This window comes from Aurantimonas coralicida DSM 14790, assembly GCF_000421645.1.
GTDB lineage: Bacteria > Pseudomonadota > Alphaproteobacteria > Rhizobiales > Rhizobiaceae > Aurantimonas > Aurantimonas coralicida.
The window spans coordinates 69,665-90,001 of record NZ_ATXK01000013.1 but is presented as its reverse complement, the minus strand read 5'-3'; the positions used below and the strand labels follow the sequence as shown (position 1 = coordinate 90,001).

Genomic DNA, 20,337 nt, shown 5'->3' with positions numbered 1-20,337 from the left:
GGCCGATAATCAAGGCCGCCTGACGGGGCGCGCAGGGCGCCCCGTCGAATGGTCGAACCGTCAGACCGCATTGACGTTCGGTTCGCGCTGCCAGTGGCGCAGCTTGCGACACTGGACGATGAAGCCTTTCGCGTCCTCGGCACTGGCGAGTTTCACGCAGCCCTCGTCGAGATCACCGGCGACGCCAGCCTTCTCGAACAGCGGCATCGCCTCGGCCGAATAGGCGATGAACTTGCAATGGGCAAAGGCGTCGGTGACGAAGTCGCGGGCCGTCGCCTCCTTGGTCAGGGTAGACGCGCCATCCGCGGACGCGAGCACCGCCACCGCGTCGTAGAGCAGCGACGGACCGCCATCGACCTTCTGCTTGGCCTCGATCCAGCTGCCGTCGCTGGCCTCGACGCCGCCGACCATCGGGGCGACGATTTCCATCATCGCGCCTTCCGCCTCGATGGCGGATTTCAGGCCGGACAGCAGCGCGGCATCGACACCGTCGGTGACCAGCACGCCGACCTTGCGGCCCTTGAAGCTCTCCGGACCGTTGAGGATGATCGACAGCTTCGGCGAGGTCTTCAGATCCATGCGCGTCGGCATGGCGGCCTCGGCCGGGGCCGGCATCTCCTTCAGCCGCAGGCTCTTGGCGACCGTCTTGGCCAGATCCTCGTCGACATTGAGGAGATGCGAGACGATGCGCGCGCGGATCGCCACCGTCTCGACCTTGGACAGCTCGAAGGCGAAGGCGTCAGCGATGTGCTGCTGCTCGGTCTGGGTCTGCGACAGGTAGAACTGCCGTGCCTGGCTGTAATGGTCGGCGAAGGTCTCCGAGCGGATGCGGCGCTTCTGGCCGGCTTCCTCGGCGGGGAAGCTCTGATATATGCCCCGCGGTGCCTCGCGCGGGCCACCGGCCGCACCGCCCCAGGAGTTCGGCTCGTAATTGGCGCGCCCCTTCGGGTTGCGCATCGACATGTGGCCGTCCTGCTGGAAGTGCCGGACCTCGGTGCGCGGCGCATTCACCGGGATATGGGTGAAGTTCGGTCCGCCGAGACGCTTCAGCTGGGTGTCCAGATAGGAGAAGTTGCGACCCTGCAGCAGCGGGTCGTTGGTGAAGTCGATGCCCGGCACGATGTTGCCGGTCTGGAACGCCACCTGCTCGGTCTCCTGGAAGAAATTGTCGACGACGCGGTTCAGCGTCATCTTGCCGACGACGCGGATCGGCACTTCTTCCTCGGGGATGATCTTGGTAGCGTCGAGGATGTCGAAGTCGAAGCGGTCGGCGAACTCGTCGTCGAAGATCTGCAGGCCGAGCTCCCACTCCGGATAGTCGCCCATCTGGATCGCGTCCCACAGGTCGCGGCGATGGAAGTCCGGATCGGCGCCGTTCAACTTCAGCGCCTCGTTCCACACGACCGACTGCAGGCCCTGCTTGGGCTTCCAGTGGAACTTGACGTAGGTCGACTTGCCCTCGGCGTTGATCATCCGGAAGGTGTGGACGCCGAAGCCTTCCATGAAGCGGAAGGACCGCGGGATGGTGCGGTCGGACATGATCCACATCGCCATGTGCATGGCTTCCGGCGTCAGCGACATGAAGTCCCAGAAATTGTCATGCGCCGTCTGGGCCTGCGGGAAGCCACGATCCGGCTCCTGCTTGGCGGCATGGATCAGGTCGGGGAACTTGATGGCGTCCTGGATAAAGAACACCGGGATGTTGTTGCCGACGAGGTCCCAGTTGCCTTCCTTGGTGTAGAAGCGGCAGGCAAAGCCGCGCACGTCGCGGGCAAGATCGGCCGAGCCCTTGTTGCCGGCCACGGTCGAGAAGCGGACGAACATCTCGGTCTGTTCGCCGGCGCGCTGGAACATGTCCGCCCGGGTGATGTCGGACAGGGATTCATAGGTCTCGAAGACGCCATGGACGCCGAAGCCGCGCGCATGGACGACGCGCTCGGGAATGCGCTCGTGGTCGAAATGGAAGATCTTCTCGCGGAACGCCTGGTCCTCGACCAGCGTCGGGCCGCGCGGACCGACCTTCAGGGTGTTCTGGTCGTCGCCGATCGGGGCGCCGCCCTGGGTCGTCATCTGGGGAACGTCGCCGCCGGCGACCTGGTGCAGCTCGCCGCCCTCGCCGCGATAGTCCTGCGTCGTACCGGCGTTCAGCGGCTTATCCGCGTTCGATTGCTGAGTCATGTCTGCTCCGGGTGAAGGGATGTTCACTCGGATAAGACTCGTAGCCCCCTAAAGGATGCGCGCGGATGTCGGAAAATTTGGCAGCCGCGACCATACCGGCGCGCGCATCGGTGCGCCGCCTGCCGCTGATCAGCCTCCCGGATCGCCGCGCTACTCCTTCACGGCCCCGGTCATCGACGAGACGTAGTAATCGACGAAGAAGGAGTAAAGGATAACCACCGGCAGCGAGCCCAGCAGCGCGCCGGACATCAGCGCTCCCCATTCGTAGATGTCGCCGCGCACGAGTTCGGTCAGGACGCCGACCGGCACCGTCTTGTTCTCCGAGGAGGAGATGAAGGTGAGCGCGTAGATGAACTCGTTCCAGGACAGGGTGAAGGCGAAGATGCCGGCCGAGATCAGCCCCGGCACGGCCAGCGGCAGCACCACCTTGGTCAGGATCTGCCAGCGCGTCGCCCCGTCGACCAGCGCCGATTCCTCCAGCTCGAACGGAATGGTGCGGAAATAGCCCATCAGCAGCCACGTGCAGAACGGGATCAGGAAGGTCGGATAGGTCAGGATCAGGGCAAACATGGAATCGAAGATACCGACCTGGAAGACGATGAAGGCCAGCGGAATGAACAGGATCGACGGCGGCACCAGATAGGCGAGGAAGATCATCAGGCCGGTCACCCGCGCCCCGGTGAAGCGGATCCGCTCGATCGCATAGGCGGCGAAGACCGAGGCGGCCAGCGCCAGGAAGGTCGAGCAGACGGCGACCACCATCGTGTTCCACAGCCAGCCCGGATAGGAGGTCTCGAACAGGAGATACTTGATGTGCTCCAGCGTCGGCCCGACCACCCAGAACGGGCTGTAGGTCTGGTAATCGGTGAGCTGGTTGTCCGGCTTCACCGCCGTGATCACCATCCAGTAGAACGGGAACAGCAGGACGAAGACGAAGACGAACAGCGGCAGGTAGAGCGTCAGGATCCGCCGCGGCAGCGTGTCGAACTGGCTGAGGCCGGAGGCTTCGGCCCGGTCGTTCGCCGCCTTGGCGGCCGCCGATTGCTTGCTCATCGGATCGTTCCTCCCCGCATCTGAACGCGCCTCATTCGCCGCCTCCCTGCTGCCATTTGCGCCGCTGCAGTCCGAAGAAGGAGAACAGGATCGCGGCGAGAAGGAACGGGATCATTGCCACCGCTATGGCCGCGCCCTCGCCAAGTTGGCCGCCGGGGATCGCCCGCTGGAACGACAGCGTCGCCATCAGATGGGTCGCGTTGACCGGCCCGCCGCGGGTCAGGACGTAGATCAGCTGGAAATCGGTGAAGGTGAACAGCACCGAGAAGGTCATCACCACGGCGATGATCGGCGTCAGCAGCGGCAGGGTGATCTTGGTGAAGCGCTGCCACGAGGTCGCGCCGTCCAGCGCCGCCGCCTCGTTCAGCGATTGCGGGATGGTCTGCAGGCCGGCGAGCAGCGAGATCGCCACGAAGGGAATGCCGCGCCACACATTGGCGGCGATCACCGAGGCCCGCGCATTGGTCGGATCGCCCAGGAAGTTGATCGGCGCGTCGATCCAGCCCCATTTCATCAGGACGAAGGAGATGATCGAGAACTGGCTGTCGAAGATCCACCAGAAGGCCAGCGCCGACAGGACGGTCGGCACGACCCAGGGCAACAGGATGATGGCGCGGAAGAAGTTCTTGAACGGCAGATGCTCGTTGAGGATCAGCGCCAGCCACAGGCCCAGCCCGAATTTCAGCACCGAGGCGACCGTCGTGTAGAGCATGGTGTTGTAGACCGACAGCCAGAACACCGGATCGTCGAACAGCCAGGCATAGTTCTCTAGGCCGATGAAGATGCCGGTCCGGCCGATGGTCGTGTCGGTGAAGCTCAGCCAGATGCCGAGGCCGAGCGGATAGGTCAGGAAGCACAAGAGAAACGCCGCCGCCGGCAGCATGAACAACAGGCCGAGCCCGCCGCGGCTCTGCACGAACCGGCGGAATGCCGAGGGCCTGGCGGTCGCCTCTATGCTGGACATCGTCGATCGTCTCCGTTGCCGAAAGGGCGCGCGGCCGAAGCCGCCGCCGACAGGCGCCCGGGCAGCAACGCCCGCGCGCCCGCCTCTTGTGGCACCGGCCGTTCAGGCCGGTGCCAGCCGCCTCAGCGGTAGTAGCGGGCGATGCGCCGCTCGGCGTTGGCGATGGCCTCGTCCGCGGTGCGCTGGCCGGTCACCGCCTCGGCGAACATGTCGACGAGCACGTAATCGGCCATGACGGCGGCCGACGAGGGTCCGAGCGGCCCGGCAAAGCCGTTCGGCCGCAGGCTGGCCGAGGCCTTGGAATAGGGCTCGTGGATCGGGTTCGAGGTCCACACCGGATTGTCGGCATAGGCCTTGAGCGACTGGCAGCAATAGGCGCTGGCGCCCTCGATCCAGGCGTTCATCTGCTCCGGCTGGAACATGAACTCGATATAGGCCTTGGCCGCTTCCGGGTACTTCGTGTGCTGGAAGATGTTGAGCGTCGAGGTCTGGTGCAGCTCCGCCGGCTGGCCGACCGGGCCGACCGGCATGGTGGTGGTGCGGATGTCCTCGGCGATCTCGGCCATCTCCGGGTCCTTGGTGGCCGCGTAATAGAGCGACACGCCATTCGCCGTCAGCGAGATCTGGCCGGCCAGGAAGGCGCGGTTGTTGTTGATGTCGAGCCAGCTCTCGGTGCCGGGGATGAAGGTGGCATAGAGCGCCTTGGCATATTCGATCGCCGCTCGGGTCTCGGGGCTGTCGATGGCCGGCTTGCCGGCCTCGTCGACGGTCTTGCCGCCATGGCTCCACAACAGCCAGTGAGCGTAGTTGTTGCCGTCGCCGACCGCCTTGCCGTGCGGGAATCCGGCCGGCGTGCCGTTGGCCTGCATCGCCTTGCACAGTTCCAGGAAGCCCGCCGTGTCTGACGGGAATTCCTCGAAGCCCGCCGCCTTCATGTGGCTGTCGCGATAGCAGATGGCGTTGCCGATGGCGCAGAGCGGCACGGCGATGAACTTGTCGCCCTGCTTGGCATAGCCTTCCAGGCCCTCGTACCAGCCGCCATGCTGCTCGCCGAGCGAGGTCGCAAGGTCGGTCACGTCGACGAGCTTGTCGGGATACTGGAACGGGTCATCGAACCAGCTCATCACCATGTCGGGGCCCGAGCCGACATTGGCGGCCACGGCGGCCTTCGGGCGCACGTCCTCCCAGCTTTCCTGGTCGATCTGCACCTCGACGCCGGTCGCCTCGGTGAAGGCCTTGGTGTTGGCGTTCCAGGCTTCCTCCTCGCCGGCGACGAAGGGCACCCAGCGCAGAAGCCGCAGCGAGGCGCCTTCCTCCGGCTTGAATTTCGGCGCGGCCGCCTGGGCCAGCGCCCCGCGCATGCCAAACGGCCCGATGAAGGCCGCGCTGGCGGCGAGGCCGGCCGTGCCGGCCAGAAGCGTCCTGCGATTGATGGTCATCGTGATCTCCTCCACTTGCGCGGGAGCGTGCGATTCTGTGCCCCGAAGTGACGGCGCTCCCGCTGCCGTCACGGCCGTCCTCCCTTGCCGGCCGGGTCCTCCAACCCGACCGGCCGCCCGAAGCCTTGCCGGCTTCAGGCCGAAACGCGCGCGCCCGTCGCCGCGTCGAACAGATGCACCGCCTCCGCGTCGATCGAGACCGGCAGCTCGTCGCCCGGCCCCGCCGAAATCCGCTCGCGGAACACGCACATCACGTCGCTGTCGCCCAGCTTGGCGATGACGTGGGTCTCCGAGCCCGTCGGCTCGACAACCTCGACCCGCAGCGGAATGTCGCCGCCGAGGCGGAAGGATTCCGGCCTGACGCCATAGATCGTCTCGCGGCCCGGCTCGGCCTTGCCCGGCCGCGCGATCGGCAGCCGGTGCCCGTGGCCGGTGACGAAGGTCGCGCGGTCGTTCGGATCGACGGCGCCGGTCATCATGTTCATGGCGGGGGAGCCGATGAAGCCGGCCACGAAGAGATTGTCCGGCCGGTCGTAGAGCTCCAGCGGGCTGCCCACCTGCTCGACGATGCCGTCATGCATGACGACGATCTTGTCGGCCATGGTCATCGCCTCGATCTGGTCGTGGGTGACGTAGACCGTGGTCGTCTGCAGCCGCTGGTGCAGGTTCTTCATCTCCGAGCGCATCGAGACGCGCAGCTTGGCGTCGAGATTGGACAGCGGCTCGTCGAACAGGAAGACCTGCGGCTCGCGCACGATCGCCCGCCCCATGGCGACACGCTGGCGCTGGCCGCCCGACAATTGCCGCGGATAGCGGTCGAGCAGATTGGTCAGGCCGAGGATCTCGGCCGCCGGCCGCACCCGCTCGGCGATCTCCGCCTTGGAGGCCTTCTTCAGCATCAGCGAGAAACCCATGTTCTCGGCGACCGTGATGTGCGGATAGAGCGCGTAGTTCTGGAAGACCATCGCGATGTCGCGATCCTTGGGCGGCAGCGCGTTGACCACCCGGTCGCCGATCAGGATCTCGCCGGAGGTGATGTGCTCTAGACCGGCCAGCATCCGCAAGAGGGTCGACTTGCCGCAACCGGACGGACCGACCAGCACGACGAACTGGCCTTCCTCGATATCAATGGATACGCCGTGCAGCACTTCGACCGGGCCAAACGCCTTGCGCACGTCCCGAAATGTCACAGATGCCATTGAAGCCCCACCCTCGCAGCAATTTCAGGCGGTATACTGTATTCGCAGGCTCCCCTGCGCAATGGCTGGCGGGCGCCGGACGCCGAAATCTTGTGCTGCACCGCAAGGTAACCGCGACCGTTACAGCGCGATTGCGGGCTTTTCGTATACGTTACGCTGGCCCGGCCTGCCGCTTCGCGTTACGCTTCGGCGCCGGCCGTTCCCCGCAACAGCAACACGGTCGTCCGGAGGGTCGGCATGCCGGTCGACGGGGAGGAACCCATGACCATTCATCGACGCGCATTGCTCACCGGCGGCGCGGCGCTCGGCGCCGCGCTCGCCATGCCGCATATCGTACGGGCGCAGTCGCTCGCGCCGCAGCCATCCCGCTATCCCGACGACGCCTGGGAGGTGCTCGATCCCCGCTTCTCGCAATACATGATCGGCAACACGCCGCTGCAGCGCCAGTGGAGCGGCGCCCTGTGCGCCGAGGGGCCGGCCTGGAACGGCGTCGGCCGCTACGCCGTCTTCAGCGACATTCCCAACAATCGCCAGATGCGCTGGGACGAGGTCACCGGGGCGGTGACGCCGCTGCGCCACCATTCCAACCATTCCAACGGCAATACCTTCGATTTCGAGGGCCGGCAGATCAGCTGCGAACACTCGACCGCCCGCGTCGTGCGCTACGGCCACCAGGGCCCGGCCGAGGTGCTGGCCGAGACCTTCGAGGGCAAGCAGCTCAACGCGCCGAACGATGCGGTGGTCCACCCGGACGACGGCGGCATCATCTTCACCGATCCGGGCTATGGCAGCCACTGGTATTATGAAGGCACCGTGCGCGAGCTCGAACTGCCGACAAGCATCTACCATATCGATGCGTCGAGCGGCGCGCTGACCCGGCTGAGCGACGAGATCTTCAAGCCGAACGGCCTGTGCTTCTCGCCGGACTACCGCACGCTCTACGTCGCCGATTCTGCTGCAACGCATCATCCGGAGCCGGCCCTGATCATCGCCTGGAATGTCGAGGACAATGGCCGCCGGCTGACCGGCCGGCGCGAATTCGCAACGCTGGAAAGCGGTTTCCACGACGGTCTGCGCGCCGATGTCGACGGCAATGTCTGGGCGGCGACGGGCTTTGCCGGCGAAGGCCAGGACGGCGTGCATGTCTACGCACCGGACGGCACCAAGATCGGCCAGATCAAGACCCCGGAGGGCTGCGCCAACCTCACCTTCGTCGGCGAGCACCGGAACCGGCTGCTGATGACGGCGAGCCAGTCGATCTATTCGATCTTCACCGCCGCCCAGGGCGCCCATATCGCCTGATCGGCGACAGATACGCGGCGGCAGCGCGATCCTTAGCTGCCGCCCGTCCGGCCGCGCATTCTTGGCGCCCACTCTGCGCTGCCTTATAATGATGCAATCATAAGTCGTGTATATATTTTAGCCATGAAGCGCATGTTCTGCGCGCGCTTCGGCTGCATCCCGCGGCGGAGGGCGGTAAAAAATCGGCAGAATCCGCCCTGCAGAAAGTGCAGGGCAGCCATGCAGGTGGCCGCGACGCAGTGATTCCAGCGACTTGAACGAACCCGCGCGTCGGGCACCACCGTCCGGACTGGCCAACCCGCTCATCTGGCACACTCCATGCTGCGTCTGTCGCAATGCAGCATGAGGAGCCGATATGGGCGACAGACAGACGCAACTGGAAATCCGCGGCCTCGCCAAGACCTTCGCCACGCGCAGTGGCACGGTCCCGGTCGTCCGCGACCTGACCTTCGACATCTACGAACGGGACTTCGTCTCGATCATCGGCCCGTCGGGCTGCGGCAAGACGACGATCTTCAACATGATCGCCGGACTGCTCGAGGCCGATGGCGGCGTCATGCGCTATCGCGGCCAGCCGGTGGACGGCCTGCGCGGCCGCATCGGCTACATGATGCAGAAGGACCTTCTCTTTCCCTGGCGCACAGTCCTGCAGAACGCCCTGCTGGGCCTGGAAATGCGCAATGTCGACCGGCAGGAAGCCCGCGAAAAGGCCCTCGACTACCTCAACACCTTCGGTCTCAGCGGCTTCGAGAACGCCTATCCGAGCACCCTGTCGGGCGGCCAGCGCCAGCGCGTCGCGCTGATCCGCACCCTGGTCATGGACCCGGACATCCTGCTCCTCGACGAGCCCTTTTCGGCGCTGGATTACCAGACCCGCCTGCATCTCGAAGGCGTCCTCGTCGACGCGGTCGAGAAATCCGGCAAGACGGTCATCCTGATCACCCACGACGTCGACGAGGCCGTCGCCCTGTCCAAGCGCGTCGTCGTCCTGTCCGGGCGCCCGTCCAAGGTGAAGGCCATCCACGAGATCGACATCGCCAGCCACTCCCCCGTGGAGTCGCGCAGCGATCCGCACTTCGCCCAGTACTTCCACCTGCTCTGCAACGAGCTCGACATCCAGACGCACTGAGGGCACCGAATGAGCATCACCACCACACGCAATCCTGCCGCGACCGGGGCCATGCCGCGTCGCCGCATCGACTGGCAGATCGCCAGTGACGGGCTGGGCGGCGGCATCGCCCGGTCAGGACTGCAGCTTCTCGCCGTGCTGAGCTTCTTCGCCTTGTGGGAACTCGGCGTGCGCTACGGCGGCGTGTCCGGCTTCCTGTTCGGTCAGCCGTCGGGAATCTTCGTCAATTTCGCCCGCTTCATCATGGACGGCTCGCTCTTCGTCGATGCCGGCTACACCACGCTGGAAGCGGTCGTCGGCTTCATCCTCGGCACCACCATCGGCACGTCTCTCGGCCTGTCGCTGTGGTATTCGGTCGGTGTCGCCCGACTGGTCGAGCCCTTCGTCATCGCCCTCAACAGCGTGCCGAAGATCGCCCTAGCACCGCTGATCATCCTGTGGTTCGGGACCGGCTACACCTCGAAGATCGCACTCGTCGTCGCCATGACCGCCATCGTGGCGCTGATCACCGCCTACCAGGCGGCCCGCGATTCCGACAAGGATCTGCAGCGCCTGCTCACCTCCATGGGCGCCGACAAGCACCGCATCTTCTTCAAGGCGGTGGTGCCATCCTCGCTGCCGGCGGTGATCGCCACCTTCCGCATCAATATCGGCTTCGCCCTCGTCGGCGCCGTCGTCGGGGAGTTCATCTCCTCCCAGCACGGGCTCGGCCACCTCGTCTTCACGGCGTCGAATCTCTACGACCTGAACACCGTCTGGGTCGGGCTGTTCTCGCTGATGATCCTGGGCTTCGCCCTCTACCACATCGTCAATTTCATCGAGCGGCGCGTGCTGCCGTGGAAGCAGGACCAGTCCACGCGACAGGTCGCAGCCTGAGGCTTGCGCCTCCCATCACCAGCAGGGGTACCAACAATGAAGAAGTTTCTCGCCGTCGCGGCCACCGCCGCCCTCACCGCCTTCGCCAGCCCGGCGCTGGCCCAGGACAAGACCGAGGTGACGATCTCCCAGGCCTTCCAGTCGCTGCTCTACCTGCCGCTCTACGTCGCCATGGACAAGGGCATGTTCGAGGCCGAGGGCCTGACCGTCATCAAGGAAAGCGCCGGCTCCGGCCCGACGGCGCTCAACTCGGTCATTTCCGGCAGCGCCGACTTCTCGCTGCACGGTCCCGAATGGACCGCCATCGCCTTCGAGAAGGGCGCCCCGGTCAAGACCATCGCCAATGTCGTCAACGGTGCCGCCGTCTGGATCCTCGCGGACGAGGATTTCGACTACAAGGGTCCCGAGAGCTTCACCGACCAGACCGTGGTCGCCGGCATGATGCCGACCACCTCGACGTCGCTGTTCCTCAAGATGCTCGGCGAGAACGACGTCTCCGAGGACAGCGTCACCCTCACCCAGGTGCAGATCGGCGCCGAGCCGGCCCCCTTCATCGGCGGCCAGGCGCCGCTGGCGGTGATGTATGAGCCCGGCGTCGACCAGGCGGTCGCCGAGGGCAAGAAGGTCATCGTCTCCTTCCCGAAGGAATACGGCCCCTACGCCTTCTCCACCATCATGACCCGCACCGATATCGACACCGACAAGGCCCAGAGCTTCGTCAACGGTCTCGAAAAGGCACTGGCGATGATCCAGGCCTCGCCCGAAGATGCGGTCGCGGTCGCCCAGAAGGAGTTCCCGAACCTCGACGCCAAGGTGGTCGAGGCCGCCGTCAAGCGGATGATCACCGACGGCGTCTACGCTCCCAGCGTCGACATCACCGACGAGGCGATGACCACCAGCCTCGGCGTCCAGATCGCCCTCGGCAATCTCGACTCCCAGCCGGACTTCGCCAATTTCATCGACCGGCAGTTCATCGACAAGGCGATCGTCGACTGAGCGAGCGCATCATCGATGCCGCGGGGCGCCCAGCGTCCCGCGGCGACGCATTCGAGGGGGATCTGACCATGGCAAACATCACCGCCACCGCGGCCGGCATCGGCACTGCGGGCGACACGACGCTCGGCCCCGTCGGGGTCGCCTACGAAATGGCCGTCAGCAGCAATCCGGCCCTGCGCGCTTTCGCCCATCTGCCGGACACCGCGCCGGCCGCCGGCACCAGCGGCCCGCTTGCCGGCCTCGCCGTCGGCGTCAAGGACATCATCGACACCGCCGACATGCCCACCGGCTACGGCTCGCGCATCGACCCGGCGCATGTTCCGGCCGCTGACGCCTGGATCGTCGCGCGCATCCGCGAGCTGGGCGGCACGGTCCTCGGCAAGACGGTCACGACGGAGTTCGCCTGGCGCAGCCCTGGCGCGACGGTCAATCCGCACAATTCGCGCCACACGCCCGGCGGTTCGTCGAGCGGCTCGGCCGCCGCCGTTGCCGCCGGCATCGTGCCTCTGGCGCTCGGCACCCAGACCATCGGCTCGGTGATCCGCCCCGCCGCCTATTGCGGCGTCGTCGGCTACAAGCCGAGCTATGGGTCGATCCCGCGCACCGGCGTCCATCCGCTGTCCTGGTCGCTCGACCATGTCGGCCTGTTCGCCCGCGACGTCGCCACCATCGCCAGGGCCTATGGGCTGTTCGCCGCCGCCGACCCGTCCGATCCGCATGGCGACCTGCCGGCCGGCACCGCACCGGAGCCCGGCAGCGCGACTGTCGCGGCCGAACGCCCCAGGATCGCCGTCATCGAGCCACCGGCCTGGGACCGCGTCGATCCGCATCAGCGCGCCCTGCGCGACCGGGCAGCGGCAGCGCTGACGGCGGCGGGCGCGATGCTCGAGCCGGTGGCGCTGAACGCGCTCTACGCCCAGACCCTCGACGACATCATGACGGTTCTGCGGGTCGAGGGGCGGCATATCTACGAGGAGCGCGTCGAGCGCTTCCCCGATCGCACCAGCGACCATCTGAAGGCGCTGGTTGCCGACGGAGCCGGCATCTCCGCCAAGGCCTATGTCGCCGCGCTGGAGAACCAGAAGCATCTGCGCCGCGCGATGGCCGAGCACTTTGCCGGCTACGACGCGATCCTCACCGTGCCGGCGACCGGCGAAGCGCCGGAGGGGCTCGACAACACCGGCGATCCGGCGCTCTGCGCGCCCTGGACCTTCATCGGAGCCCCGGCGATCAGCCTGCCCGCGGGCTTCGGGCCCAACGGCCTGCCGCTCGGCATCCAGCTCGTCGCGCCGTGGAGCCGGGACCGACAACTCCTGAGCGTCGCCGCCTTCGCCGAGGCGACCCTGGCGACGATGGGCTGATCAAGGCTTCGGACGGCCGCCTCTGCTTTGGAGGCGGCCGTCCGGGTCAGGCGATCAAGCGTCCTTCTTGCGGAACGTCGTGCAGGCGGTGGGCATCATCTCGTCGCCATGGCCGGTCTCGACCAGCCAGTCCAGCGCGCCGCGCACGCCTTCGGCGACCTTGCGGGACGTGCCGGTCTCCTCGACGAGCTGGCTGTAATAGGTCAGGTCCTTGCGGGCGTTCGCATTGGAAAAGCGCATTGGGGTGACATCGCCATCGAGGATATAGGGGGCGGTGCGGTCGAGACCGGCGCCGTAGCCGCCTCCGCGCCGCAGGCAGTCCACCAGCACCTCCGGCGCGATGTCGTTCTCGGCGGCGCAGGCCGCCGCCTCGGCGATCAGCGTGACGCTGCCCAGCGAGACGAAATTGTGCAGCAGCTTCAGCGTCTGGCCCCGGCCGATGCCGCCGGCATGAAAGCGGTTCTCCGAAAACGCCTCGAACAGCGGTGTCAGCGCCTCGACCGTCGCCGCGTCACCGCCGATCAACAGGTTGAGCCGGCCCTCCTCGGCCTCCTTCGGCGTGCGGGTCATGGCCGCATCGACGAAGTCGCAGCCGACCGCCTTCACCGCTTCGGCGGCCTTCATGGTGGCGCTGGGAATGCCGGTCGAGCAATCGACCACGATGGTGCCCGGCTGCAGCGCGGCGGTGACGCTGTCAGGCCCCAGCAGCAGCGCCTCGATCTGCGGGCTGCCGGTGACGCACAGGATGAGGACGTCGCACGCCGCCGCCAGCGCCGAGGCGTCATCGAAGCGCCTTGCCCCATCCGCATCGAGATCATCGCTCGGCTGGTTGCCGGGATGGTCGAGATAGGCGAGCGGCCAACCCTTCTTCTGGATGTTGCGGGCGATGCCGTGGCCCATCATCCCGACGCCGATCACGCCGACCGTCTGCTTCGTCATGCACTTGTCCTCTTGTGAGAAAGGGTCAGGCCATCGCCCGCAGGATGGCGTCGGTCATCTCGCTGCAGCGTGCGCGTCCGCCGAGATCGGTGGGCACGAAGTCGCCCGCCTCCAGCGTCCGGTCGACCGCCGCCTCGACGCGTCCGGCCGCCGTGGCGAGCGCGGCGTCGTCGTGCTTGTCCGCCAGCCAGCGCAGCATCATCGCGCCCGACAGGATCGCCGCCACCGGGCTTGCCAGATCCTGGCCGGCAATGTCCGGCGCCGAGCCGTGGGCGCCCTGGAACAGGCCGTGGCTGTCGCCGATCTCGCCCGAGGGCGAAATGCCCATGCCGCCGACGGTGGCGGCGCCGAGGTCGGAGATGATGTCGCCGAACATGTTCTCGGCGACGATCACGTCGTAGAAATCCGGCCGCTTCAGGAGATGCACGGTGATCGCGTCGGCATAGGCGTAGTCGATCTCGACATCGGGATAGTCGCCGTGCACTTCGTCGCAGATCCCGCGGAAGAAGGCGTAGCTGCGCAGGATGTTGGCCTTGTCGCAGACCGTGACGCGACGCTTGCCGTCACGCAGCGCGCCCTTGCGCTGCCGGGCCAGCTCGAAGGCGAAGCGAGCGACGCGCTCGGTGCCCTTGCGGGTGATGACGAGGCTGTCGGAGGCCATCTCGCCGCGCAGCACCACGCCAGCGCCGCGGCTGGCATAGAGCCCCTCGGTGTTCTCGCGCACGATGACATAGTCGATGCCGCCGCCCTCATAAGCGCGCAGCGGCGAGGCGACACCCTTCAGAAGCTTGATCGGCCGCACATTGGCGTAGAGATCGAGCGCGAAGCGCAGCTTCAGATGCAGTTCGTTGCCGACCTCGGTGCCGTCCGGATAGACGACGCCCGGCAGGCCGGCGGCGCCGTGCAGGATCGCGTGATGCGTCCGGCAGGCCTCGGCCGTCTCGGCCGGCAGCACCTCGCCGGTCGCCACATGCGAGCCGGCGCCGCCTTCCAGCATGACGAAGTCGAGGACGCCCGCGCCGCAGGCTTCCGTCAGCACCCGCATGGCGCCCTGCGTCACCTCGGGGCCGATCCCGTCGCCCTCGATGGTCGCGATGCGGTACGGCGTCACTGCACTCATGCGGAAGTCCCTGGTCTGGCTGAAAGGATTGCGCCGGCCTGCCGGCTCACAGATGCGCCGCCGGCCACAGCGAGATCGCCGGCACGAAGGTGATCAGGAGAAGCGCGCCGAACACCACGAGCACCGGCACGATGAGCGAGCGGAACATGCTCTGCACCGGGATGCGGGCCACGGCGGCGGCGGCGAAGAGGTTCACGCCAAGCGGTGGCGTCACCATGCCGAGCGCCAGATTGACGATGACGATGATGCCGAAATGGACCGGATCGACGCCGAAGCCGATGGCGATGGGCGTCAGGATCGGCGCCAGGACGAGGATCGCCGCCGAGGTCTCCACGAACATGCCGACCAGGAGCAGCAGCACGTTGACGAAGAGCAGGAAGCCCACCGCCCCGCCGAAGGTCGCTTCCGCCCAGCTGCCGATGACATTGGGCAGACCCGACAGGCTGACGAGGAAGGAGAACAGTCCCGCCGTGGCGATGATCAGCATGATTGCCCCGGTCGCCACGGCCGATGCCCGGAAGATCCGCGGCAGGTCGGAGAAGCTCATCTCCCGGTAGACGAACAGGCCGACGACCAGCGCATAGACCGCAGAGACGGCCGCCGCCTCGGTCGGCGTGAAGATGCCGCCATAGATGCCACCGAGGATGATCACCGGCAGCATCAGCGCCCAGAAGGCGTCGATCGTGCTCTTGACGATGGGCAGCGCGTCGTCGCCGTCCTCCTTGCCGATGCCCTTCAGCCGGCACCAGACCTGGGTCATCACGATCAGCGCGCCGGCGATGAGCACGCCCGGCCCGATGCCGGCGATGAACAGCTTGGTCACCGAGGTCTCGGTGGAGACGCCGAAGATGATCATCGGCACCGAGGGCGGAATGATCACGCCGAGTTCGGCCGAGGTCGCCTGGATCGTCGCGGCCATGGGCAGCGGATATTTGTGCCGCGCCATGGCCGGCACGAGGATCGCGCCAATGGCGAAGGTGGTGGCAACGGACGAGCCGGAGATCGCTGCGAAGATCATGCAGGTGACGACGCAGGTCGACGCCAGCCCGCCCTGCACGCCGCCCACCAGCGACTTGGCAAAATCCACCAGCCGGCGCGAGACACCGCCATGGGTCATCAGATTGCCGGCCAGGATGAAGAACGGCACCGCCAGCAGCGGGAAGCTGTCGATGGAGGTGAAGATCTTCTGCGGCACCACCAGCAGCGGCAGCGGCGAGAAGAAGGCGACACCGACGATCGCGGCAAGGCCGATCGCGACGGCGACCGGGATCGACAGCGAGAAGAATACGAGGAGAGCAGCGACGAGGGCGGCGTTCATTCGAAGGACTCCCGGTCGCGCTGGACGTCATGCTCGGCCCGCGACGGCTCGATCGGGCGCAGGAATTCGAGGATGGCGCCCGGTATCGCCAGCACCGCGCCGACCGGGATCGCGGCATAGAGCCAGGAGATCGGGATGTTGAGCATCGCCACCTGCTGGGTCGAGACGCGGATCGTCATCAAGACGCCGAACCAGGTCAGCACCCCGAGAAAGGCGAGGATGCCGAGAAGGACGATGAAGGAGACGCTGCGCTGCATGCGGTCGGGCAGGACGCTGCGCACGAATTCCAGCGGGATCATCGCGCTCAGCCGGAAGCCGGCGCCGGCGACGAGAAACACCATCCAGATCACCACGCCGCGGGCCAGCACCTCCGACCACGCCGCGGCATCGCCGAGAACGAAGCGCGTCACCACCTGCCAGAACACCAGCGCCGTCGCCAGCGCCAGCAGGAGGGCGGAGAGATTATGTGTGAGAACGGTCAGCTTCTCGGCGGCGGTCAGGACGGCCTTGCGCATGGACGGCACCTTCGAGAGCTGGAGGACGAGACGCGCGGCCTCGATCGAAGCCGCGCGCGGGCGGTGGCCGCGAACCGCAGCCGGGCGGCGCTGGGCCGGACGGTCCGGCCCCGCGATTTGTCGAGTGGCTTACTTCTGGGCGTCGCGAATCCGCTGGATCATGGCCTCGCCATATTCCTTGCCGTAGCGGTCATAGGTCGGCTGGACCGCATCCTGGAACGCCTTCTTGTCGACATCCTCGATCACTTCCATGCCGTTCTCGCGCATGGTGGCGACACCGTTCTTCTCGGTCTCGGCGACGACCGCGCGGGTCGCCTCGACGCCGGCCTTGGCGGCTTCGCGGATCCAGCCCTGCTCTTCTTCGGAGAGCTGGTCCCAGTGGATCTTCGACATGGTGATGACCGCCGGCGAATAGACGTGGCCGGTCAGCGTCACGTATTTCTGCATGTCCCACATATTGTTGGAGACGATGATCGGGATCGGGTTCTCCTGGCCGTCGATCGTGCCCTGCTGCAGCGAGGTCAGCACCTCGGTCCAGCTCATCGGGGTCGGCGATGCGCCGAGTTCCTTGAAGGCGTCGATATGGACCTGGTTTTCCATGGTCCGCAGCTTCAGGCCCGCAACGTCCGCGGGCGTCTGCACCGGCTTCACCGAATTGGTGATGTGGCGGAAGCCGTTCTCCGACCAGGCAAGGCCGATCATGCCCTTGTCCTCGAACTTGGCCAGGAGCTCGTCGCCGATCTCGCCGTCGAGAATCTCGTGGGCGCTGGCGTAGTCGTTGAACAGGAACGGGAAGTCGAGGGCGTAGATCTCCGGCACGAAGCTGCCGACCGGACCGGTCGAGGTCATGGCCAGCTCGATCGTGCCGATCTGCTCGCCTTCCAGGAGCTCGCGCTCGCCGCCCAGCGAACCGCCGGCCTTGACGTTGATGGTGATCTCGCCTTCGGAGAGCTCGTTCATCTTTTCGGCGAAGGCCTTGGCGCCCTGGCCGTAGTGACCGTCCGGCGGCGTCACGATGGCGAAGTTCATTTCCTTGGCCGAAAGCGACGTCGCGGTCAGGGCGCTGGTCGCCAGAAGGGCGCCGGCGAGAATGCCTCTCAGGGTCATGCGTATTCCTCCCATTCGGTTCGGACCGTCTTGGTTGAAATTGCCCGCATCCTCCTGCGTCGGCAACCTCAAATCCGATGATGTTTACACCAGATATCCGATACGATATCCGTATGAGACTGAATGGCATTGGTCAAGGACGGGCTGTGGCCGACCGCAACACCGCCTTTCGCGGAGATCGCATGGGGGACTGGACCGCGTCCACGGACGACCTGATCGTGCAGGGTCCGTCGCTCGGCGACGCGGTCTACGAGCGGCTGGTCGACGACCTGATCGGCCTGAAGATCCCGCCCGGCGAACGCCTCTCCGTCGACAAGCTGGCCCGCCGCTTCGGCGTCTCCCAGACCCCGACCCGCGCCGCCCTGATCCGGCTGGAAGCCGAAGGTCTCGTCGTCAAGAAGCATCTGACCGGCTACTCGGTCGCGCCGCTGCCCTCCGTCGCCCGGCTCGAGAGCATCTTCGAGATGCGCGCCCTGGTCGAGCCGCGCAGCGCCGCGCGCGCCGCCGAACATGCCACGCCCGGCCAGCTTGCCGTGCTGAAGGAGATCGCCGCCGAGATGCAGGCGCTGTCGCGCGAGGACATCGACGCCCATTGCGCCCGGCTCGTGGTTCTCGACAGTCGCTTCCACACCGCCATCGCCGAGGCCTGCGGCAACGACCTCATTGCCGAGACGCTGGGTCGGCTGTTCACCCAGATGCACATCTTCCGGCTGCGCTATCACGCCAATGTCGGCCACGCCGTCATCGAGGAGCATGTCGGGATCCTCGAGGCGATCATCGACCGCGACCCGCCGCGGGCCGAAGCCGCCATGCTGGCCCATCTCGAAGCCGCCCGCGAGCGGCTCGAACCGCACGTCCGACACGCCGTCTGAACGACACCGGCCGCCGGCGGATCGTCCCGGCGCGCCCACCGCGCCGCATGCGCGGGCATTTTCCTGGGAGGAACATCACATGACAATCCAGTCCGGTCTCTGGTTCGATCCGACGAAGCTCTTGATCGGCGGTGAATGGCGCCCCGGCGCCGGCGGCCGGACCATCGCCGTCGAGAACCCCTCGACCGGCGAGAACATCGGCCAGATCGCCGCGGGCACGGCCGCCGATGTCGAGGCCGCGGTCGCGGCGGCGGAAGCGGCGCTCGACGGCGAATGGGGCGCCATGACCGCGACCGAGCGCGGCCGTATCCTGGTGCGTCTGTCCCGCCTCGTCACCGAACGCGCCGAGACGCTGGCGCATCTGGAATCGAGCGATGTCGGCAAGCCGCTCGGCCAGGCCCGCAACGACGCCGTGGCGCTTGCCCGCTATTTCGAGTTCTACGGCGGCGCCGCCGACAAGATCACCGGCGAGACCATCCCCTATCAGCAAGGCACGACGGTCCTGACCCTGCGCGAGCCGCACGGCGTCACCGCCCACATCATTCCCTGGAACTACCCCATGCAGATCATGGGCCGCTCGGTCGGCGCGGCGCTCGCCATGGGCAATGCCTGCGTCCTGAAGCCGGCCGAGGACGCCTCGCTCAGCGCGCTGGCCGTCGCGGCGCTGGCCGAGGAAGCGGGCCTGCCCGCCGGCGTCCTCAACATCGTCACCGGCTATGGCCACGAGGTCGGCGCGGCGCTGTCGGCGCATCCGCGCGTCCACCATGTCTCCTTCACCGGCTCGGTCGGCACCGGCCGGCGCATCCAGGCCGCCGCCAGCGAGAACGTCATTCCGGTGACGCTGGAGCTCGGCGGCAAGTCGCCGCACATCGTCTTCGACGATTGCGATCTCGACGCGGCCCTGCCGACCCTCGTCGGCGCCTGCGTCCAGGCCGCCGGCCAGACCTGCTCGGCCGCCTCGCGCGTGCTGGTGCAGCGCGGCATCTATGACGAGGTGAAACGTCGCATGGCCGAGGTCTATGCCGGCCTCGTCGTCGGCCCCGCATCGGCCGACCACGATCTCGGACCGCTGGTCTCGGGCAAGCAGAAGGCGATCGTCGCGGGCTATATCGCCCAGGGCAAGGCCGAGCTGACCATTGCCGGCGAGGGCACGATCCACGCCGATGCCCCGGCCGACGGCCACTACGTCGCGCCGATCCTCTTCGCCGACGTCGATCCCGACCACAGGCTCGCCCAGGAGGAGATCTTCGGCCCGGTGCAGGTGCTGATCCCGTTCGAGGACGAGGCCGACGCCATCCGCATCGCCAACGGCACCGATTACGGCCTCGTTGCGGGCGTGTGGACCGAGAACGGCGCCCGCCAGATGCGGCTTGCCCGCAAGCTGCATGTCGGGCAGGTCTTCATCAACAATTACGGCGCCGGCGGCGGCGTCGAACTGCCCTTCGGCGGTGTCGGCAAATCCGGCCACGGCCGCGAAAAGGGGTTCGAGGCCCTCTACGGCTTCTCCCGCCTGAAGACGATCTCGATCAAGCACGGCTAGGCCGAGCGAAGGACGGTATCGCAGCGCGCATGACGCGCCCCGCGATACCGCTTCCCCCCTCGAACCTGTCCCCTTACCCGTCTGCCGTCAGTGGCTGATCATCCACGGCCGCTTGGCGGGAAAGGTCTTGGCGCCGGTCGGCATGGTCAGCGTCGCACCGGCTTTCGCCCGGCCGCCGGGCGCCGCGCAGCAGGAGCAGCCGGCGCCGTGCTTCTTGCCGCCCGAGCGCGGCGCGTTGGCGCTGCGTTCGTTGGTGGCGAAGGCGGTGCGGCGGCCGGCATCCATGGTCGACAGCCGCGGCGCCGAGAGGATCACCCGGCGGGCGCTGTCGCCGCAGGACGGGCAATCGCAGGGCTCACCAGCCTGCGCCATGGGGCGCAGGCTGGTGAAGGTACCGCAATCGGCACAATCATAGTCGTAGAAGGGCAT

18 protein-coding genes are annotated in these 20,337 nt (G+C 66.9%); 7 read left to right on the top strand and 11 right to left on the bottom strand.

Annotation, left to right across the window (positions count from 1 at the left end; all coding sequences use genetic code 11):
* Positions 1–60: 60 nt before the first annotated feature.
* The 5 genes from H536_RS0120090 to H536_RS0120070 all read right to left on the bottom strand — a co-directional run bounded on the left by H536_RS0120090 (position 61) and on the right by H536_RS0120070 (position 6,833).
* On the bottom strand, positions 61–2,178 hold the full coding sequence (locus H536_RS0120090) for a catalase (RefSeq protein WP_024352153.1): 2,118 nt from the start codon (positions 2,176–2,178) through the stop codon (positions 61–63).
* A gap of 150 nt (positions 2,179–2,328) precedes the next feature.
* Positions 2,329–3,231 carry a carbohydrate ABC transporter permease gene (locus tag H536_RS0120085; protein ID WP_024352152.1) on the bottom strand — a complete coding sequence of 301 codons (903 nt, stop codon included), beginning with the start codon at positions 3,229–3,231 and terminating at the stop codon, positions 2,329–2,331.
* Between the two features lie 31 nt (positions 3,232–3,262).
* Positions 3,263–4,195, bottom strand: a complete 933-nt coding sequence (locus tag H536_RS0120080) for a carbohydrate ABC transporter permease (RefSeq protein ID WP_024352151.1) — start codon at positions 4,193–4,195, stop codon at positions 3,263–3,265.
* Between the two features lie 122 nt (positions 4,196–4,317).
* Positions 4,318–5,634 carry an ABC transporter substrate-binding protein gene (locus H536_RS0120075; protein ID WP_024352150.1) on the bottom strand — a complete coding sequence of 439 codons (1,317 nt, stop codon included), beginning with the start codon at positions 5,632–5,634 and terminating at the stop codon, positions 4,318–4,320.
* A 134-nt stretch (positions 5,635–5,768) separates the two neighbouring features.
* Positions 5,769–6,833, bottom strand: coding sequence for an ABC transporter ATP-binding protein (locus tag H536_RS0120070; protein ID WP_024352149.1), 1,065 nt, complete (start codon positions 6,831–6,833; stop codon positions 5,769–5,771).
* Between the two features lie 261 nt (positions 6,834–7,094).
* Between H536_RS0120070 and H536_RS0120065 the strand changes: the two genes are divergently transcribed.
* The 5 genes from H536_RS0120065 (at position 7,095) to H536_RS0120045 (ending at position 12,497) form a co-directional block, all read left to right on the top strand.
* The gene (locus H536_RS0120065) at positions 7,095–8,135 is read left to right on the top strand and encodes an SMP-30/gluconolactonase/LRE family protein (RefSeq protein ID WP_024352148.1); all 1,041 of its coding nucleotides are present in this window, start codon (positions 7,095–7,097) and stop codon (positions 8,133–8,135) included.
* A 355-nt stretch (positions 8,136–8,490) separates the two neighbouring features.
* Positions 8,491–9,264, top strand: coding sequence for an ABC transporter ATP-binding protein (locus H536_RS0120060; protein WP_024352147.1), 774 nt, complete (start codon positions 8,491–8,493; stop codon positions 9,262–9,264).
* A 9-nt stretch (positions 9,265–9,273) separates the two neighbouring features.
* On the top strand, positions 9,274–10,140 hold the full coding sequence (locus tag H536_RS0120055) for an ABC transporter permease (RefSeq protein ID WP_024352146.1): 867 nt from the start codon (positions 9,274–9,276) through the stop codon (positions 10,138–10,140).
* Positions 10,141–10,176: 36 nt separating this feature from the next.
* Positions 10,177–11,136: an ABC transporter substrate-binding protein gene (locus tag H536_RS0120050; protein WP_024352145.1), complete on the top strand. Its 960-nt coding sequence runs from the start codon at positions 10,177–10,179 to the stop codon at positions 11,134–11,136.
* Between the two features lie 68 nt (positions 11,137–11,204).
* A complete protein-coding gene (locus H536_RS0120045) occupies positions 11,205–12,497 on the top strand; it encodes an amidase (protein WP_024352144.1) in 1,293 nt (430 codons plus the stop codon).
* A 54-nt stretch (positions 12,498–12,551) separates the two neighbouring features.
* Here H536_RS0120045 and H536_RS0120040 read toward each other — a convergent pair whose 3' ends face one another.
* From H536_RS0120040 to H536_RS0120020, 5 genes are all read right to left on the bottom strand, one after another.
* Entirely contained in the window at positions 12,552–13,436 is an 885-nt protein-coding gene (locus tag H536_RS0120040; RefSeq protein WP_024352143.1) for an NAD(P)-dependent oxidoreductase, read from the bottom strand.
* 25 nt (positions 13,437–13,461) lie between these two features.
* The gene (locus H536_RS0120035; RefSeq protein WP_029703762.1) at positions 13,462–14,556 is read right to left on the bottom strand and encodes an isocitrate/isopropylmalate dehydrogenase family protein; all 1,095 of its coding nucleotides are present in this window, start codon (positions 14,554–14,556) and stop codon (positions 13,462–13,464) included.
* 46 nt (positions 14,557–14,602) lie between these two features.
* Positions 14,603–15,874 carry a TRAP transporter large permease gene (locus H536_RS0120030; RefSeq protein ID WP_024352141.1) on the bottom strand — a complete coding sequence of 424 codons (1,272 nt, stop codon included), beginning with the start codon at positions 15,872–15,874 and terminating at the stop codon, positions 14,603–14,605.
* Positions 15,871–16,389 carry a TRAP transporter small permease gene (locus H536_RS0120025; RefSeq protein ID WP_024352140.1) on the bottom strand — a complete coding sequence of 173 codons (519 nt, stop codon included), beginning with the start codon at positions 16,387–16,389 and terminating at the stop codon, positions 15,871–15,873. Before H536_RS0120025 ends, H536_RS0120030 begins: the two co-directional genes overlap by 4 nt.
* Before the next feature lie 129 nt (positions 16,390–16,518).
* Positions 16,519–17,496: a TRAP transporter substrate-binding protein gene (locus H536_RS0120020; RefSeq protein ID WP_029703759.1), complete on the bottom strand. Its 978-nt coding sequence runs from the start codon at positions 17,494–17,496 to the stop codon at positions 16,519–16,521.
* 146 nt (positions 17,497–17,642) lie between these two features.
* On the opposite strand from H536_RS0120020, the gene H536_RS0120015 reads away from it, so the two are divergent.
* Both H536_RS0120015 and H536_RS0120010 read left to right on the top strand, forming a co-directional pair.
* Entirely contained in the window at positions 17,643–18,368 is a 726-nt protein-coding gene (locus tag H536_RS0120015) for a GntR family transcriptional regulator (RefSeq protein WP_051141664.1), read from the top strand.
* A 79-nt stretch (positions 18,369–18,447) separates the two neighbouring features.
* Positions 18,448–19,908 carry an aldehyde dehydrogenase family protein gene (locus H536_RS0120010; protein WP_024352137.1) on the top strand — a complete coding sequence of 487 codons (1,461 nt, stop codon included), beginning with the start codon at positions 18,448–18,450 and terminating at the stop codon, positions 19,906–19,908.
* A gap of 87 nt (positions 19,909–19,995) precedes the next feature.
* Here the strand turns inward: H536_RS0120010 and H536_RS0120005 are convergent, their stop codons facing one another.
* A complete protein-coding gene (locus H536_RS0120005; protein WP_009208021.1) occupies positions 19,996–20,337 on the bottom strand; it encodes an FmdB family zinc ribbon protein in 342 nt (113 codons plus the stop codon).

Excerpts from the sequence above, each read along its gene's own strand:
- H536_RS0120050 (WP_024352145.1), top strand. The coding sequence starts at position 10,177 with ATGAAGAAGTTTCTCGCCGTCGCGGCCACCGCCGCCCTCACCGCCTTC.
- H536_RS0120085 (WP_024352152.1), bottom strand. The coding sequence starts at position 3,231 with ATGAGCAAGCAATCGGCGGCCGCCAAGGCGGCGAACGACCGGGCCGAA.
- H536_RS0120005 (WP_009208021.1), bottom strand. The coding sequence starts at position 20,337 with ATGCCCTTCTACGACTATGATTGTGCCGATTGCGGTACCTTCACCAGC.
- H536_RS0120040 (WP_024352143.1), bottom strand. The coding sequence starts at position 13,436 with ATGACGAAGCAGACGGTCGGCGTGATCGGCGTCGGGATGATGGGCCAC.
- H536_RS0120070 (WP_024352149.1), bottom strand. The coding sequence starts at position 6,833 with ATGGCATCTGTGACATTTCGGGACGTGCGCAAGGCGTTTGGCCCGGTC.
- H536_RS0120075 (WP_024352150.1), bottom strand. The coding sequence starts at position 5,634 with ATGACCATCAATCGCAGGACGCTTCTGGCCGGCACGGCCGGCCTCGCC.
- H536_RS0120035 (WP_029703762.1), bottom strand. The coding sequence starts at position 14,556 with ATGAGTGCAGTGACGCCGTACCGCATCGCGACCATCGAGGGCGACGGG.
- H536_RS0120010 (WP_024352137.1), top strand. The coding sequence starts at position 18,448 with ATGACAATCCAGTCCGGTCTCTGGTTCGATCCGACGAAGCTCTTGATC.
- H536_RS0120065 (WP_024352148.1), top strand. The coding sequence starts at position 7,095 with ATGACCATTCATCGACGCGCATTGCTCACCGGCGGCGCGGCGCTCGGC.
- H536_RS0120045 (WP_024352144.1), top strand. The coding sequence starts at position 11,205 with ATGGCAAACATCACCGCCACCGCGGCCGGCATCGGCACTGCGGGCGAC.
- H536_RS0120055 (WP_024352146.1), top strand. The coding sequence starts at position 9,274 with ATGAGCATCACCACCACACGCAATCCTGCCGCGACCGGGGCCATGCCG.
- H536_RS0120030 (WP_024352141.1), bottom strand. The coding sequence starts at position 15,874 with ATGAACGCCGCCCTCGTCGCTGCTCTCCTCGTATTCTTCTCGCTGTCG.
- H536_RS0120090 (WP_024352153.1), bottom strand. The coding sequence starts at position 2,178 with ATGACTCAGCAATCGAACGCGGATAAGCCGCTGAACGCCGGTACGACG.
- H536_RS0120020 (WP_029703759.1), bottom strand. The coding sequence starts at position 17,496 with ATGACCCTGAGAGGCATTCTCGCCGGCGCCCTTCTGGCGACCAGCGCC.
- H536_RS0120025 (WP_024352140.1), bottom strand. The coding sequence starts at position 16,389 with ATGCGCAAGGCCGTCCTGACCGCCGCCGAGAAGCTGACCGTTCTCACA.
- H536_RS0120080 (WP_024352151.1), bottom strand. The coding sequence starts at position 4,195 with ATGTCCAGCATAGAGGCGACCGCCAGGCCCTCGGCATTCCGCCGGTTC.
- H536_RS0120060 (WP_024352147.1), top strand. The coding sequence starts at position 8,491 with ATGGGCGACAGACAGACGCAACTGGAAATCCGCGGCCTCGCCAAGACC.